This window comes from Nocardioides sp. DN36 (assembly GCF_055380375.1).
In genome coordinates, this window is sequence record NZ_AP043823.1 from 1,604,946 (window position 1) to 1,618,892 (window position 13,947).

A 13,947-nucleotide genomic window follows, 5' to 3' on the forward strand; every position below is an offset into this window, starting at 1 on the left:
TGAGTCGCCTCCCACGTCGTGGCATCGGACTCACCTGGAGCTCCCATGGAGCGTTTCGCTCGGTTCGTCATGCACCACCGTCGCATCGTGAGCGCGTTGTGGCTGCTGCTGTTCCTCGGCGGGCTCCTCTCCGCCAGCCAGCTCAGCGGCCGGCTGTCGCTCGACTTCTCCCTGCCCGGCCAGCCCGGCGACAACGCGGAGCAGAAGCTCGTCGACACCTACGGGGTCAGCACGTTCGACAGCTACATCGCCGTCGTGACGGTCCCCCAGGGCCACACCGTCGAGCAGGACCGAGGAGCGGTCGCCAAGGTGATCCGGACGGCTGTGGCCGACGTGCCGAACGTCCACCTGCGGGTCGTGGGCCTGGCCGGCACCGACGACCCGGACTTCGTGACCGACGACGGGCGCACGACGTACGCCCTGATCCAGGCGCCGACGCCGACCGTGTTCGGTCCGTACATCGAGGCGCAGCTGGACCCGGCGCTGGCGAAGGCCGCCGGCGCCCAGGGCTTCGAGAGCGGACTGACCTCCTACGGCCTGCTGTCCGCGGGCGGTGACCAGGAGAGCTCCAGCCTGCTGCTGGAGACGCTGCTCGCCGCCGCGGCCGCGCTCCTCGTGCTGCTCTTCGTGTACGCGTCGTTCCTGGCCGTGCTCCCGCTGCTCATCGCCGCGGTGTCGATCCTGACGACCTTCATGCTCGTCCTCGGACTGACGACGTTCAGCGACGTCAGCATCATCGTCCAGTTCCTCATCGCGCTGATCGGGCTCGGCGTCGCGATCGACTACTCGCTGCTGGTGGTGTCGCGCTGGCGGGAGGAGCGGGCCCACGGACGCAGCAACGAGGACGCCGTCGTCGTCGCGATGGGGACCGCCGGCCGGGCCGTGCTCGCCTCCGGGGTGACCGTCGCCATCAGCCTGCTGGCGCTGCTCATCGTCCCCGTCCCGGCCCTGCGCAGCATGGGCGTCGCGGGCATGCTCATCCCGCTCGTCAGCGTGTCCGCCGTCCTGACGCTGCTGCCGGCGCTGCTCTCGAGCGTCGGACCGAGGATCGACTACCCCCGCATCCGCAAGGAGGGCACGGCCTCGCGTGGCTGGTCGGCGTGGGCGCGGGTCATCGTCCGGCACCGCTTCGTGGCCACGGCCGCCGCCGTCGTGATGCTCACGCTCCTGATCATCCCCGTGTCCAGGATCGCCATCGGGCCGGGCTCGAGCCTGGAGTCCCTGGCCCAGAGCGGCCCGAGGTACGACGCCCTGCGCACCTTGACCGACGGCGGAGTCGGAGCGGGCGTCCTGACCCCCATCGAGGTGCTGGTCCCGGCGGCGGACGCCGAAGCGGCCGCGCACGCGGCACGCGACGTCGCCGGAGTCCAGCTCGCGGTCGTCGGCACCGTCCGCGGTGACCAGGCGGTCGTCGACGTGCTGCCGACCGAGGCCACCGTCGACAGCGACAGCTCCGTCGTCGTGGACGACGTCAGGGCGGCGGTCGAGCCCACCGTCGATGGCGGCGTGGGCGTGACCGGGGTCGGCGCGACGATCGAGGACTACTTCAGCGCGGTCTACGACAACTTCCCCTACGTGCTGGCGCTCATCGCCCTGATCACCTACGTCCTGCTGGTCCGCACGTTCCGGTCGGTGCTGCTGCCGCTCAAGGCCGTCCTGCTCAACCTGGTCTCGCTGGCCGCGGTGTTCGGCGCGATCGTGTTCTTCTGGCAGCTGGGCCACGGGTCCCAGACCTTCTTCGACGTCGCGGCCACCGGTGCCATCAACTTCTGGCTCCCCGTGGTGATCTTCGCGTTCCTGTTCGGGCTGTCGATGGACTACGAGGTCTTCATCCTGGCCCGGATGCGCGAGGAGTACGACCGCACCGGGGACACCTCCATGGCGGTCGTCACCGGCATCGGCAGGACCGGGCGTCTGGTCACGTCCGCCGCCCTCATCCTCTTCTTCTCCTTCTCCGCGCTCGCGATGTCCCCCGGCACGGACGTGAAGGTCCTCGGCACCGCCCTGGGGGTCGGCATCCTGATCGACGCCACCATCGTCCGCGCCCTGCTGGTGCCGGCGCTGGTCAGCGTGTTCGGACGGTGGAACTGGTGGCTGCCCACCTGGCTCGCCCGCATCCTGGTCGTCGAGCCGTCTCCCCTCGCCCCATCCCGGTCCCCCGCGACCGGACCGGCACCTGAGGCGCCGGAGCCGGAGCCGGAGCCTGTCGGCACCACCTGAGACCGCGATGCGTCAGGAGACGGCAGCCTTGACCAGTTCGGTGACCCTCTTCTCCACGGCAGGGCTCCAGTCCCGCAGCGCGTAGGCGACCGGCCACAGGTCGCCCTCGTCGAGGTTCGCGGCGTCCTGGAAGCCCAGGGTGGAGTACCGGTACTTGAACTTCCCCGCGTCCTGGAAGAAGACGACGACCTTGCCGTCGGCGTTCGCGTAGGCCGGCATGCCGTACCAGGTCTTGGGCGCCAGGTCCGGCGCGGCCTCCATCACCGTCACGTGCACCCGCTCGGCCAGCGCCCGGTCCTCCGGCGCCATCTTCGCGATCGCGTCCAGGACCGCCTGCAGGCCGTCGGCCTTCTTCGCGCCCTTCTTCCCCTCCGCACGCAGCTCGGCGGCGCGCTGCTTCATCGCGGCCCGCTCCTCGGCGGTGAAACCATCCGACTCGGTCTTGGTGGACATGCTCGACTCCCTCTCGTCGTGGGGCCCGGCGTCGCGCCGGCCGTTGCAGCAACGCTAGGCGAGCCTCCACCGCGGCGCTTCTCGATTCCTGACCGGATCGCCCCGGACGCCCTCCCTCCCCCTCAGGCCAGCCACGGTCCCGCGCGTCGGGTGTGCCCCGCCTTCGTCGCGGGCTCCATGCCGTCGTACAGCCGGGCCACCATCCGGGAGCGTGGGTTGGCGTCGAAGACGTCGTGGTGGTCGCGCACGAACGTCCAGTAGAGCGCGTCCCAGTCCTCGCGCCACTCCCCCGGCGGCAGGTCCGACATCTTGCGCAGGTAGTTCGACCCCGAGACGTAGGGCTTGGTGGTGATCGCCGAGCCGGCGGCGAACTGGCTCATCGCGTAGACGTTCGGCACCATCACCCAGTCGTAGGCGTCGACGAACATCTCCATGAACCACTCGTACGCCGCGTCCGGGTCGGTGCGCAGCAGGCACATGGCGTTGCCGAGCACCATCAGCCGTTCGATGTGGTGGGCGTAGCCGCTCTCCAGGACCCGGCCCAGCACCAGGTCGACCGGCTCGAGCCCGGTCCGGGCCGTCCACCAGCCCTCGTCGAGCTGTCGGGTGTGGCCGAGCCGGTTGCTGGTGCGCATCCGCCGGCCCCACAGGACGTAGGCGGCGCGCATGTACTCGCGCCACCCGATCACCTGCCGCACGAACCCCTCGACGGAGGCGAGCGGCACCCGCCCGTCGGCCGACGCCTCGAGCGCCCGGTCCAGCACCTGCTGCGGGCTGATCAGGCCGATGTTGAGGCCGGGGGTCAGCAGGGAGTGGAACAGGTGCGGGTGGTCGCGGGAGATGGCGTCCTCGTAGGGCCCGAACTGCTCGAAACGGTCGGCCAGGAACGCGTCGTACGCCGCCTCCGCCTCCGCGTGCGAGGTGGGCCAGGCGAAGGCCGCTGCGTCACCCGGCGCGTCGGGGAAGTCCTCGCCGACCCACGCGATGGCGTCCTCGACGTGGGGGTGGCGGTCGGGCGAGGGCACCGGCGGGACGGGGTGCCCGCGGGGCAGCTTCCTGCGGTTGTCCTCGTCGAAGGACCACCGGCCGCCGACCGGCTCGTCGCCGTCCATGAGCACGTCGAGCCGGCGCCGCTGGGCGGCGTAGAAGTGCTGCATGCGAGCGCGTCTGCCCCCTCCGCCGAGCGCCTCCTGGAGCTCGGCCCGGGTCGTGAGGAAGTTCGGGGACTCCAGCACCTCCGCCTCGGGCAGGTCGCGGGAGAGCCAGTCGTCGACCACGTCGTAGACGGAGACCGACTGCGGGGAGAGCCGTCGCAGCTCGGCGTCCAGGCCCTCCCGGGAGGTCCGCGTCGCCGAGGTCTCGACGACCACGACGTCGCGTCCGGCCTCACGCAACCGGTCGGCGAAGCGACGCATGGAGGCGCGGTGCAGGACCAGCTTCTGGGCGTGGAAGGAGTACTGCCGGAACATCAGGTCGTGCTCGACCAGCACGAAGGTGGTGCCCGGCGGCGCGTCGAGGTGCTCGACGAAGAGCTGGTGCGGCAGCACCAGCCGGACGTGTGAGACGCCGTTCCCCATGCCGCGAAGGTACCCAGCGGACCCGACACCCGGATTCCAGAACGTGTTCTAGCATCGGGTGCATGTCCTTCCTGCGCCGACAGATCGTGACGGCTGCGCTCACCGCGAACGCAATCCGACCGGTGCCCGGCTTCAGGTTCGGCATCCCGGCGTTCCTGGCCGGCTGGTTGACCGGCGAGCTGGCCCCGCACCTGCTCGCCCTCACCGCCGCCGACGCGGCCGCGCACGCGCGCCACCCCCGGCGCAACCGGGCCGGGCTCGTGCTGGCCGGTGCCAGCACCGCCGGACTGGCCTTCCTGATCGACCAGAGCCGACGGGTGCGCACCACGGCCGAGGACGCGTTGGTCGAGACGCTGGGCGCCGACTACGTCCGGGCGCTCGACACCCGGCCCACGCCGGCGGACCTCGCCACCCCGTGGCGCCAGCTGGTGAACCCGTTCCGGATGCGCAACGACGCGATCCGGGTCGAGCGCGACATCGCCTACGACCCCCGGCACGGCAGGCGGGGGCTGCTCGACATCTACCGCCCCGCGGGAGCCCAGCTCGCCGACGCACCGGTCCTCCTCCAGGTCCACGGCGGCGGCTGGACCCTCGGGTCCAAGGACCAGCAGGGCATCCCGCTCATGCAGCACCTCGCGGCCAAGGGCTGGGTGTGCGTCGCGATCAACTACCGCCTCGCCCCGCGCGACGCGTTCCCGGCGCAGATCGTCGACGTTAAGCGGGCGATCGCCTGGATCCGCGAGCACATCGCGGAGTACGGCGGCGACCCGGCGTACCTCGCGATCACGGGTGGCTCCGCGGGTGGGCACCTCGCCGCGCTGGCCGCCCTCACCCCGCACGACCGCGCCTGGCAGCCCGGCTTCGAGGACGCCGACACCAGCGTCGCCGTGGCCGTTCCCCACTACGGCGTCTACGACCTCGCCGGCTCCACCGGGGTGCGCGACATGGAGCTGATGCGCGACACCTACCTCGCGCCCCGGATCGTGCAGCAGCGCTGGAGCGAGGCCCCGGAGATCTTCGAGGCCGGCTCACCCATCCTGCGGATCACCGAGGACGCGCCGGACTTCTTCGTCCTGCACGGCACCCGCGACACGCTCGTCCCGGTCGACCAGGCCCGGCTCTTCGTCGAGAAGCTGCGCAGCATCTCCAAGCGCTCGGTCGTGTACGCCGAGCTGCCGGGCGCGCAGCACGCGTTCGACGTCTTCCCGTCGATCCGGTCGGCGCACATCGTCCGCGCGATCGACCGCTACCTGCACTGGCACTGGAACCTCTACCGGCGCGAGCACGCCACGTCCGAGGACGCCGGCTGACGCACGCGACTCACTCGCGCAGCAGGCCGAGCACCAGGGCCAGCGGCGGCCACGCGTCCCGACCGCGGCGGTTGACGGCGTACGACCGGAGCGTCACCTCGGGCTCGTCGAGCCGGAGCAGCGCGACGGCCGGGATCGTCGGCGCCGGCTCGGGAAGCAGCCCGACGCCGAGGCCCTCGGCGATCATGTCCTGCACCAGCTCGAGGCTGTCCGCCCGGTGCACGACCCGGGGCTCGAAGCCCGCCAGGGAGGCGACGGTCCGCACGACCTCCTCGTCGGCGGTGTTGCGGGAGTTCACGATCCAGTCGTGGTCGCGGTAGGTCCGGAAGACCGCCAGCGAGCTGCCCGCGGCCGGTTCGTCGGCGGACGGCACGCCGAGCCCCCAGGGCGTGGCGCCGAGCGGCTGGTGCACGAACGCCGAGTCGAACCGGGTCGGTGCGAGGTTGTAGTCGTAGGTCATGGCGAGGTCGACCTCGTCACCCTCCAGCAGCTCGAGCGCCTCCGCGGGCTCGTGCTCGTGGATCCGCAGGTGCACCTCGGGTGAGTCCACGGCGAGCCGGCGGCGCACCGGCAGCACCACCTCACGGATCGCGGTGGCGAACGCCGCGACCCGCAGGGTCCCCCGCGGTGTCGCCTCGGGATCCAGGTCGGCGCGGGCAGCGTCGAGCGCGGCCAGCACGTGGACCGCGTGGTCGGCCAGCCGCCGGCCGGCAGGCGTCAGCCGCACTCCCCGTCCCTCGTGCTCGAGCAGCGCGGTCCCGGCCTCGGAGGCGAGGGCCGCGATCTGCTGGGAGACGCTCGAGGTGGTCACCCCCGTGACGTCCGCGACGGCGCGCATCGAGCCGAGGCGGGAGAGCTGGAGCAGGAGCTCGAGCCGGCGCGGGTCCATCACCCGATCGTCAAGGATTCATGAACGGTACGTCAAGTGAAGTCACGTGGACGTGAACGGTCGTCACCGTCTCTACTTGGAGCCATGACCACGCTCGGACACACCTCGGCCCGCACCGGCTCGCTCATGGCGCTGGCGTCCATGTCGTGCGTGCAGCTCGGCCTTGCCGCCTCGGTGGGCCTGCTCGACCGGCTGGGCGCGGACGGCGCCGCGGCCCTGCGGCTGGCCTGCGCGGGCGCGTTGGCGCTGCTACTCCTGCGTCCCCGGCCGAGCAGCCTGACGCCGAGATCGCTGGCGGCCGCCGCGGCACTGGGGGTCGTCACCGGCGGCATGACGATCCTGTTCATGGGCGCGGTCGCCCGGATCCCGCTCGGCACCGCCAGCGCGCTGGAGTTCCTCGGGCCGCTCGGCGTCGCCGTGGCCCGCAGCCGGGACGCGCGCCAGCTCGCCTGGCCGGCGCTCGCGCTCGTGGGCGTGCTGCTCCTGACCGAGCCGTGGGGCGGGGGCGCCGACCCGCGCGGCGTGGCCCTCGCGCTCGGTGCCGCTGCCTGCTGGGCCGGCTACATCCTGCTCACGCAGGCCGTCGGCGACGCCGTCGAGGGGCTCTCGGGGCTGGCCGTGTCGCTGCCGGTCGCCGGCCTGGTCGCCACCGCCGTGGCCGGGCCGGGCTTCGCGAGCTCGCTAACCCCGCAGCTGGTCCTGGTCGGCCTGGGGCTCGCGCTGCTGCTCCCGGTGGTGCCGTTCAGCCTGGAGATGCTGGCGCTGCGCCGGCTCACGACCGCCGCGTTCGGCACGCTGATGAGCCTCGAGCCGGCGATCGCTGCCCTCGTCGGCCTGGTGCTGCTGCACCAGGTGCCGTCCGTCCTGGCCGCCGCCGGCGTCGTCCTGGTCGTCGCCGCGGGCACCGGCGCGACCCGCTCCGGGAGCCGGGCGGTCCCGGAGCCGGCGCCCGGCGTACCCAGTCCTCAGTACGCCACTGCCGCTCCGGAGGCGGCGCTCCCCCAGTCCCCCTAGCGTCCGATCGTGGTCGGACTCCCTCAGCCGCGTGGCGTGGCCCTCGCGGCCTGCAACGTCGCCGCGGGACTCGCGCTGACCCGTCCGCGCCTGCCGTTCAGCACCACTGGGCTGCGTTCGGGCACCTCGATCTACCCGTGGTGGACATGGGTCCTGGTGGGCCTGGGGCTCGCGGCCGGCGTCGTGGTGGCCACCGCGCTCGGCTCGAGGATCGCCCGGTCCGCGGCCGCGGCCGCAGGGGCGGTGGTCGGCGCCCAGCTCACGGGCACGGGGCTGGTGGCGGCCAAGCACTGGCAGCCGGCCTTCGGGATGGGCGGCTACGCCGGGGACCCGGTGCGGCTGCAGCGGCTGGCGCTGGTCATCGCGACCACCGGGGCGATCGCGATGATGCTGTCGTTGTGGCAGCTGGTCGAGGACGGCGCGTTCGCGGGCGGCGTACGACGCAACGTCCGGCGGGCCTGCACGGTGGTCGGCGTGCTCGTGGTCGCGGCGCTCCCCGTGGCCCTCGTCGCAGGTGACCCCGACATGAGCGACCTCCAGTCCTGGGGCGCGATGGGGCTGGTCTACGCAGGCCCGTGGGGGGCGGCGATCGTGCTCGCCGGAAGGCTGCGCCGGCCGGCGTCGGTCGCGATGCTGGGCAGCGTGGCGGGCAGCGCCGCGCTGGCCCTGGTCGGGCCCCAGATGATCGACCTCGTGTACGGCTCCGCGACGGTCCAGTTCGCGGTGGTGGTCGTGCTGACGGTGGGGCTCGCCCTGCTGGCTCTGCGCCGGCCTCAGGGGAGTCGGGTGGCGTCCGACTGAGAGCCGCCTCGATCCCGGCCGAGGTCGTCGTCCCAGTCCAGCCGCGCACCCACGACCCGCCTGTCGAGCGCCCCGGGGGCGTCCATGAAGGCACGGGTGTCGAGTGAGGACTGGACCGTGACTCGCTCGACCGAGTACCAGGAACAGCGCCAGGGCAGGAAGATCGTGTAGCTGCGCCCGTGCTTCGAGCGCTCCACCGCAGTCCTGCATGTCTCGTGACTGTTGTCGTCCCACCAGGCCGTGATCCGCGCCTTGCGCCCGGGCTGGAGATAGACGCTGACCTGGGGCTCTCGCGACGGTCTCGACGGCTCCATGAAGACCGACAGGTCCCAGGCCGACCGCGGGGCTCGGGCGAACCGGGGCAGGGCGCCGCGCATCGTCACCCTGACGTACGCATCGCGGTGGTCCTGCTGCCAGATCCGGACGTGCCGGATGTCGGCGGCGGCTCGCTGCTCCGCGGAGTACCGCCGCTTCGGGCGGTTGTAGTGGACGTTGCCCGCTCCGTCGTCGAAGGCCCGCACGTAGCGGGTGTTCGTCGTCGCACGCTCGCGTCCGCCCTCGGCCGCCGCCACTCCGCCGAGCGCGGGCGCGATGGCCATCGCGAGCGCCGTCAGGGCGGTGGGCCATGCTCGTCGTTGCGTTCCCCGTCCCACGATCACGACCCGACTCTAGGCGACCATCCCGGCCTCGCGACTTCTCCCCACCAGCGCCAGCGGGGGCTCCGCCACACGCGGGGCCTTCGGGTCGTGGGTGGTGGCGGTCTCGGCAGCTACGGGGAGAGGTACGCCGCGGCCGCCGAGGTCTCCCGGCTTCCGGTTTGCGGTAGGCACCCGACGCGGGGCCGCGACGACCCCGAGCCGGTCGCGCACCAAAGTTTTACTTTCGGGTTTCCCCAGAATCCCCGGATCGGGCCCTTTCCGGGGGTCGACTGTCGGTGGTCGGTGAGACCATGGATCCATGTTCGAAACCGACGCATCCGGGGAACCTGTCGAGATCGAGGACCTCGATCTCGACGGCCTGTTGGGCGTGCTCGAAGAACGCCGGCAAGGTGCTCGTGCGGAGGAGCGCGGCAAGCTGCGGGTCGCCGTTGAGTGGTGCGTGCGGCACCCCGCGACCGCCGACACCGGGGTCGCGACCTGGGGCGGCCCCAGCGTCCTGCTCGCCGACGAGTCCCTGGGTGGGGACGGCACCCCGGCGGTGGCCGCATTCGCGCCCGAGCCATTCGCCGCCACCCTGGAGGTCTCCACCCAGGCGGGGATGGCGCTGATCGCCGACGCCCTCGACCTGAGGTACCGGCTGCCCCGGATCTGGCGGCTCGTGCAGACCCTGGCGGTCGAGCCCTATCGCGCGCGGCAGGTCGCGAAGGCCACCCACCAGCTCTCCCAAGCCGCCGCGGCCTATGTCGACGAGCAGCTCGCACCCCGGTTGTCCTCGTGCGGGTGGAAGGCGGTCGAGACGACCGTCGCGCACGCGATCGCCAAGTTCGACCCCGACCTCATCGCGGCGAAGGAGAAGAAGGGCCGGCAGGGCTGGCACGTCACCCTCCACCACGACCACCCCGGCCGGTTCGACGGCACCAGCTATCTCGACGTCGCCGGCGACACCCTCGACCTCACCGCTTTCCACGACCTGGTCTGCGACCAGGCCGCCCAGCTCAAGGCACTCGGCGACACCGACGACCTCGAGATCCGCAAGGCCAAAGCCCTCGGCGTCATCGCCGCCCAGCAAGCAACCCTCGACCTCCTCACCCTCACCGGACAGCAGCCCGAGGTGCCCGCTGCCCCCGCGAAGCCAAGGCAGCCCAAGACCCGGCTCTACCTCCACCTCTCCCTCGCCGACCTCGCCACCGGCTGCACCACAACGGCAGGTGCCGCTGATGGCGGCACCGTGGCCGGCACGGTCGAGCGGCTCGGGCCGGCGACCATCGACCTGATCAAGGACTGGGTCGGCCGCTCCCGGGTCACCATCCAGCCGGTCATCGACCTCGCTTCTACCCATGCGGTGGACGAGCACGACCCGCCAGCGTGGATGGCCGAGCTGGTCATCCTCCGCGACGGGCACTGCGTCTTCCCCTGGTGCGCCGTGGACGCCCGGCATGCGGACCTCGACCACATCGAGCCCTTCGTCCCCCTGGACGACGGCGGGCCACCGGGCCAGACCGCACCCGACCTGCTCGCCCCACTCTGTCGGCGGCATCACCGGGCCAAGACCAGTCGTCGATGGCGATACAGGCGACGACCCGACGGCACCTACGAGTGGCACGGCCCCCTCGGCCGCAGCTACCTGGTCACCCCGCACGGCACCATCCGGCACGACACCAACTGAGCCCCTGCAAGCACGACCAGGCCGGATCACCCCGCACCCACCGGGTCATCGGGCCCGTCGTGCTGCCCCGCGGCGCTCACCCGGAGTCGTCGTGCCGTGCGATGCTCACCAGCACAGCGCACGCGCGCTGACTGGGCCCAGGAGCGAGACCGTGCCGGTGCTGTCACTTCGCGAGATCACCGAGGCCAACCGCGCCGCCGTCGAGGCACTGGCGGTCTACGACGAGCAGACCGACTACGTCGCCGGTGTCGCCGAGTCGCTGGTGGAGGCCGCGGAGCTCCCCGACACGAAGCCCTGGTTCCGCGCGGTCTACGCCGACGACGAACCCGTCGGTTTCGTCATGATCAGCGACGGCATCACGGTCGACGATCCCGAGTACCTCGGTCCCTACTACCTGTGGCGGCTGCTCATCGATCACCGCTTCCAGGGCCGGGGCTACGGCACCGCTGCGCTCGACCTCGTGGTCGCGCACGTTCGCACCCGTCCCGACGCCCGAGTGCTCCTGGTCTCGCACGTGGTCGGCCCCAGGGCGCCCGGCCCCTTCTACGAGCGGTACGGCTTCACGCCCACCGGCGAGGTGCACGAGGGCGAGCCCGTCCTCGAGCTCGACCTGTACCCCTCATGACGACGAGCAGGCTCCTGTGCCTGGGGCCGCACCGTCGAACGGCGCAAGGTGCGGCTACGACGTCCGGCACCGCCTGGCGCGTACGACGACGTCGCGCAGCGGCTCCGCGTTGCCGGGGACCTCACGCACGTGCTCCTCTGCGGTGACCACCTCCCAGTCGGCACCGTCCAGGCGGGCGGTGATGTCCGCGAGCGTGACCGAGGCCTCCTCCGGAGGCTCGTGGTCGTGCCCGGCGGCGTCGGGCGTGTGGAGGTGCCCCACGACGAGCAGCGTCCCGCCCGGGGCGACCCAGCTGGAGATGCGGTCGTAGAACGCCAGCTGCGGCATCGCGGGATGGGCGTAGCTCGTCACGACCAGGTCGAAGTGTCGATCCGGCTCCCAGGTGCTCAGGTCCGCCTCGACCCACCGCACGACACCGGCTCCCTCGCCCTCCGCCGCACGCTCAGCGGCCCGGGCGAGCACCTCGGAGGAGATGTCCGCCGCGGTGACCTGCCAGCCCCGGGAGGCCAGCCACCTCGCCTCGGCGCCCTCGCCGCAGCCGGCGTCCAGGGCAGTGCCGGGCACCAGGCCGCCGGTCTCGCGGACGACGTACGGGTTCGGGGCGACGGACCCTGACGACGGCCGGTCGTGCGTCTGCCGCCAGTGCTCTTCCCAGTAGTCCTTGTCGAACTCGTGCGTCATGAGGCGGCCCGCCCGATGACGTACAACCGCTCGGTCGTCTCACCCCGGGCCGCGACCGGCCCGCGGAGGTACCACTCCACGTCCACCAGGCCGGCGGCCTCCACGACCCCGACCACCTGCGCGGGTTCGTGCAGCACCACGTCGAGGTCGACCTCGTGACCGAACCACTCGTCGGCGTGGCGGACCTCCGCTCCTGCGTGCAGCGCCAGCACCAGCCAGCCGTCCGTGGCGAGGGGACGGGTCAGGGCCGCGACCGCGTCCGGGAGCTCGGCCGCCGCGAGGTGGATCAGCGAGTACCACCCCAGGACCGCCGCCCAGCCCGAGCTCGTCGCGGGTCGCATCAGCCGGCGGAGGTCACCGACCTCGAACGACACTCCCGGGAACCGGCGCCGGGCCTCGTCCACCATCGCGGGCGAGAGGTCGATGCCCGTCGCCTCGGCACCACGGACGGCCAGGTGGGCGGTCACGTGACCCGGCCCCGAGCCGACCTCGACCACGGGACGACCGTCGGCGTGGGCGGCCACCCGGTCGAGCAGCCAGGTCTCGAACGGCAGCCCGGCCAGCTCGTCGACGAGGTGGTCGGCATAGGCGGTGGCCACGGCGTCGTACGACGACCGCACCCGCGCGTCGCGTGCCTCCGCACCGTCGGCGAGCACGGCGTCCCGGTCCACGGAGGGGGTGACGGTGGCGGCGACCTGCTGCGGGACGGGGCCGAGCAGGTGGATCCAGCGGGGGTCCTGCTGCCCGGGCCGCCGCTCGAGCTGGCGCACCAGCGGCTGCGGGCGCTCCGCCATCCGGCGCAGGCAGGTCTCGACCTCGCCGCGGTCGGCGAACGGGTGCAGCCGCTCGGTGCGGGTGCGCAGCTCGCCGGGGGCCTGCTCGCCCCGGAGCAGCAGCACCGTGAGCAGGGCCCGCTCGTCGGGCTCGAGGCCGAGCCGCTCGTCGAGCGTCTGGTGGTACTTCAGCGTCCGCCGGCCGCTGTCGGACCAGACGATGCGCAGCAGCCCCCGCTCCTTCAGGTCGCGCGCGGTCCGCTCGACGGTCTGCTCGTCGAGGTCGAGCACCGGGTCCCGGTTGCTCGACTGGTTGCAGGCCGACCGCAGGGCGTTGGCCGTGAGGGGGTACGACGCCGGCACGGTCACCTGCTTCTCCAGCAGGCTGCCCAGGATGCGCTGGTCGACCGGGTCGAGGACTGGGAGGTCGTTCACCCTGACGAGACTAGAGACTCGGAGCCGGCGGTGTCTGGAACGATGACGACCGTGGCCGAACGCGTGTCCTTCCCCAGCACCAGCGGGCCGATGCTCGCCGGGATCATCGACCTCCCCGAGGGGCCGGTCCGCGGCTGGGGAGTCTTCGCCCACGGCTTCACGCTCGGCAAGGACTCCCCCGCAGCCAGCCGCATCTGCAAGCAGCTGGCCAGCGAGGGCATCGGCATGCTGCGCTTCGACAACCTCGGCCTCGGCCACTCCGAGGGCGACTGGGGCGACGGCTCGTTCTCCCACAAGGTGGAGGACACGGCGGAGGCGGTCCGCTTCATGGAGGCGACCGGCCGGGACGTCAGGCTGCTCGTCGGCCACTCCTTCGGCGGCGCCGCCGTGATCGCCGCGGCCCACCTCGTCGACGGCGTCCGCGCCGTGGCCAGCATCGGCGCGCCGTACGAGCCGGCGCACGTCGAGCACAACTACGACGCGCTCATCGACCTCATCATGACCGAGGGCGAGGCGCCGTTCCCGGTCGGCGGCAAGGCCCTCACCCTGCGACGCGCGTTCATCGAGGACGTGCGCGCCGCGGACCTGCACGAGCGCATCCGCGGGCTGCGCCGGGCGCTGCTCGTGATGCACGCCCCGACGGACAACACCGTCGGGATCGAGAACGCCAGCCAGATCTTCCGCGCCGCGCGGCACCCCCGGAGCTTCGTGTCGCTCGAGGGCACCGAGCACCTGCTCACCGGCAAGAACCAGGCCCGGCGGGCCGCGAGGATCATCAGCGCCTGGGCCGACCCCTACCTGGCCCCGTAGCCACCGGGCCGGCAGAGGGACCCCCGCGGCCCGT

General features: G+C 72.5%; 13 protein-coding genes. 7 read left to right on the forward strand and 6 right to left on the reverse strand.

Annotated elements, in window-relative coordinates; translation table 11 throughout:
• The first annotated feature begins 45 nt into the window (after positions 1-45).
• Complete coding sequence (locus ACZ43H_RS08695) at positions 46-2,220, forward strand: MMPL family transporter (protein WP_464589410.1); 2,175 nt, start codon at positions 46-48, stop codon at positions 2,218-2,220.
• 12 nt (positions 2,221-2,232) lie between these two features.
• Here ACZ43H_RS08695 and ACZ43H_RS08700 read toward each other — a convergent pair whose 3' ends face one another.
• Complete coding sequence (locus tag ACZ43H_RS08700) at positions 2,233-2,673, reverse strand: iron chaperone (protein ID WP_464589411.1); 441 nt, start codon at positions 2,671-2,673, stop codon at positions 2,233-2,235.
• 122 nt (positions 2,674-2,795) lie between these two features.
• The gene (locus ACZ43H_RS08705) at positions 2,796-4,250 is read right to left on the reverse strand and encodes a cryptochrome/photolyase family protein (protein ID WP_464589413.1); all 1,455 of its coding nucleotides are present in this window, start codon (positions 4,248-4,250) and stop codon (positions 2,796-2,798) included.
• Positions 4,251-4,312: 62 nt separating this feature from the next.
• Between ACZ43H_RS08705 and ACZ43H_RS08710 the strand changes: the two genes are divergently transcribed.
• A complete protein-coding gene (locus ACZ43H_RS08710; RefSeq protein WP_464589415.1) occupies positions 4,313-5,560 on the forward strand; it encodes an alpha/beta hydrolase fold domain-containing protein in 1,248 nt (415 codons plus the stop codon).
• Between the two features lie 10 nt (positions 5,561-5,570).
• Here ACZ43H_RS08710 and ACZ43H_RS08715 read toward each other — a convergent pair whose 3' ends face one another.
• On the reverse strand, positions 5,571-6,449 hold the full coding sequence (locus ACZ43H_RS08715; RefSeq protein WP_464589417.1) for a LysR family transcriptional regulator: 879 nt from the start codon (positions 6,447-6,449) through the stop codon (positions 5,571-5,573).
• 84 nt (positions 6,450-6,533) lie between these two features.
• Between ACZ43H_RS08715 and ACZ43H_RS08720 the strand changes: the two genes are divergently transcribed.
• Positions 6,534-7,463: an EamA family transporter gene (locus ACZ43H_RS08720; RefSeq protein WP_464589419.1), complete on the forward strand. Its 930-nt coding sequence runs from the start codon at positions 6,534-6,536 to the stop codon at positions 7,461-7,463.
• 9 nt (positions 7,464-7,472) lie between these two features.
• Positions 7,473-8,264, forward strand: coding sequence for a hypothetical protein (locus tag ACZ43H_RS08725; RefSeq protein ID WP_464589421.1), 792 nt, complete (start codon positions 7,473-7,475; stop codon positions 8,262-8,264).
• Here the strand turns inward: ACZ43H_RS08725 and ACZ43H_RS08730 are convergent.
• Positions 8,237-8,923 carry a hypothetical protein gene (locus ACZ43H_RS08730; protein WP_464589422.1) on the reverse strand — a complete coding sequence of 229 codons (687 nt, stop codon included), beginning with the start codon at positions 8,921-8,923 and terminating at the stop codon, positions 8,237-8,239. The genes ACZ43H_RS08725 and ACZ43H_RS08730 overlap by 28 nt on opposite strands.
• A 298-nt stretch (positions 8,924-9,221) precedes the next feature.
• Here ACZ43H_RS08730 and ACZ43H_RS08735 point away from each other — a divergent pair, with 298 nt between their 5' ends.
• Positions 9,222-10,589, forward strand: coding sequence for an HNH endonuclease signature motif containing protein (locus ACZ43H_RS08735; RefSeq protein WP_464589423.1), 1,368 nt, complete (start codon positions 9,222-9,224; stop codon positions 10,587-10,589).
• Positions 10,590-10,740: 151 nt separating this feature from the next.
• The gene (locus ACZ43H_RS08740) at positions 10,741-11,214 is read left to right on the forward strand and encodes a GNAT family N-acetyltransferase (protein ID WP_464589425.1); all 474 of its coding nucleotides are present in this window, start codon (positions 10,741-10,743) and stop codon (positions 11,212-11,214) included.
• A gap of 54 nt (positions 11,215-11,268) precedes the next feature.
• Here the strand turns inward: ACZ43H_RS08740 and ACZ43H_RS08745 are convergent, their stop codons facing one another.
• Both ACZ43H_RS08745 and ACZ43H_RS08750 read right to left on the reverse strand, forming a co-directional pair.
• Complete coding sequence (locus ACZ43H_RS08745; RefSeq protein ID WP_464589426.1) at positions 11,269-11,895, reverse strand: class I SAM-dependent methyltransferase; 627 nt, start codon at positions 11,893-11,895, stop codon at positions 11,269-11,271.
• A complete protein-coding gene (locus ACZ43H_RS08750; protein ID WP_464589428.1) occupies positions 11,892-13,103 on the reverse strand; it encodes a DUF480 domain-containing protein in 1,212 nt (403 codons plus the stop codon). The genes ACZ43H_RS08745 and ACZ43H_RS08750 overlap by 4 nt, the downstream gene beginning before the upstream one ends.
• Positions 13,104-13,154: 51 nt before the next feature.
• On the opposite strand from ACZ43H_RS08750, the gene ACZ43H_RS08755 reads away from it, so the two are divergent.
• Entirely contained in the window at positions 13,155-13,913 is a 759-nt protein-coding gene (locus ACZ43H_RS08755; protein ID WP_464589429.1) for an alpha/beta hydrolase family protein, read from the forward strand.
• Positions 13,914-13,947: the final 34 nt, after the last annotated feature.

Excerpts from the sequence above, each read along its gene's own strand:
- ACZ43H_RS08695 (WP_464589410.1), top strand. The coding sequence starts at position 46 with ATGGAGCGTTTCGCTCGGTTCGTCATGCACCACCGTCGCATCGTGAGC.
- ACZ43H_RS08700 (WP_464589411.1), bottom strand. The coding sequence starts at position 2,673 with ATGTCCACCAAGACCGAGTCGGATGGTTTCACCGCCGAGGAGCGGGCC.
- ACZ43H_RS08705 (WP_464589413.1), bottom strand. The coding sequence starts at position 4,250 with ATGGGGAACGGCGTCTCACACGTCCGGCTGGTGCTGCCGCACCAGCTC.
- ACZ43H_RS08735 (WP_464589423.1), top strand. The coding sequence starts at position 9,222 with ATGTTCGAAACCGACGCATCCGGGGAACCTGTCGAGATCGAGGACCTC.
- ACZ43H_RS08745 (WP_464589426.1), bottom strand. The coding sequence starts at position 11,895 with ATGACGCACGAGTTCGACAAGGACTACTGGGAAGAGCACTGGCGGCAG.
- ACZ43H_RS08720 (WP_464589419.1), top strand. The coding sequence starts at position 6,534 with ATGACCACGCTCGGACACACCTCGGCCCGCACCGGCTCGCTCATGGCG.
- ACZ43H_RS08715 (WP_464589417.1), bottom strand. The coding sequence starts at position 6,449 with ATGGACCCGCGCCGGCTCGAGCTCCTGCTCCAGCTCTCCCGCCTCGGC.
- ACZ43H_RS08710 (WP_464589415.1), top strand. The coding sequence starts at position 4,313 with ATGTCCTTCCTGCGCCGACAGATCGTGACGGCTGCGCTCACCGCGAAC.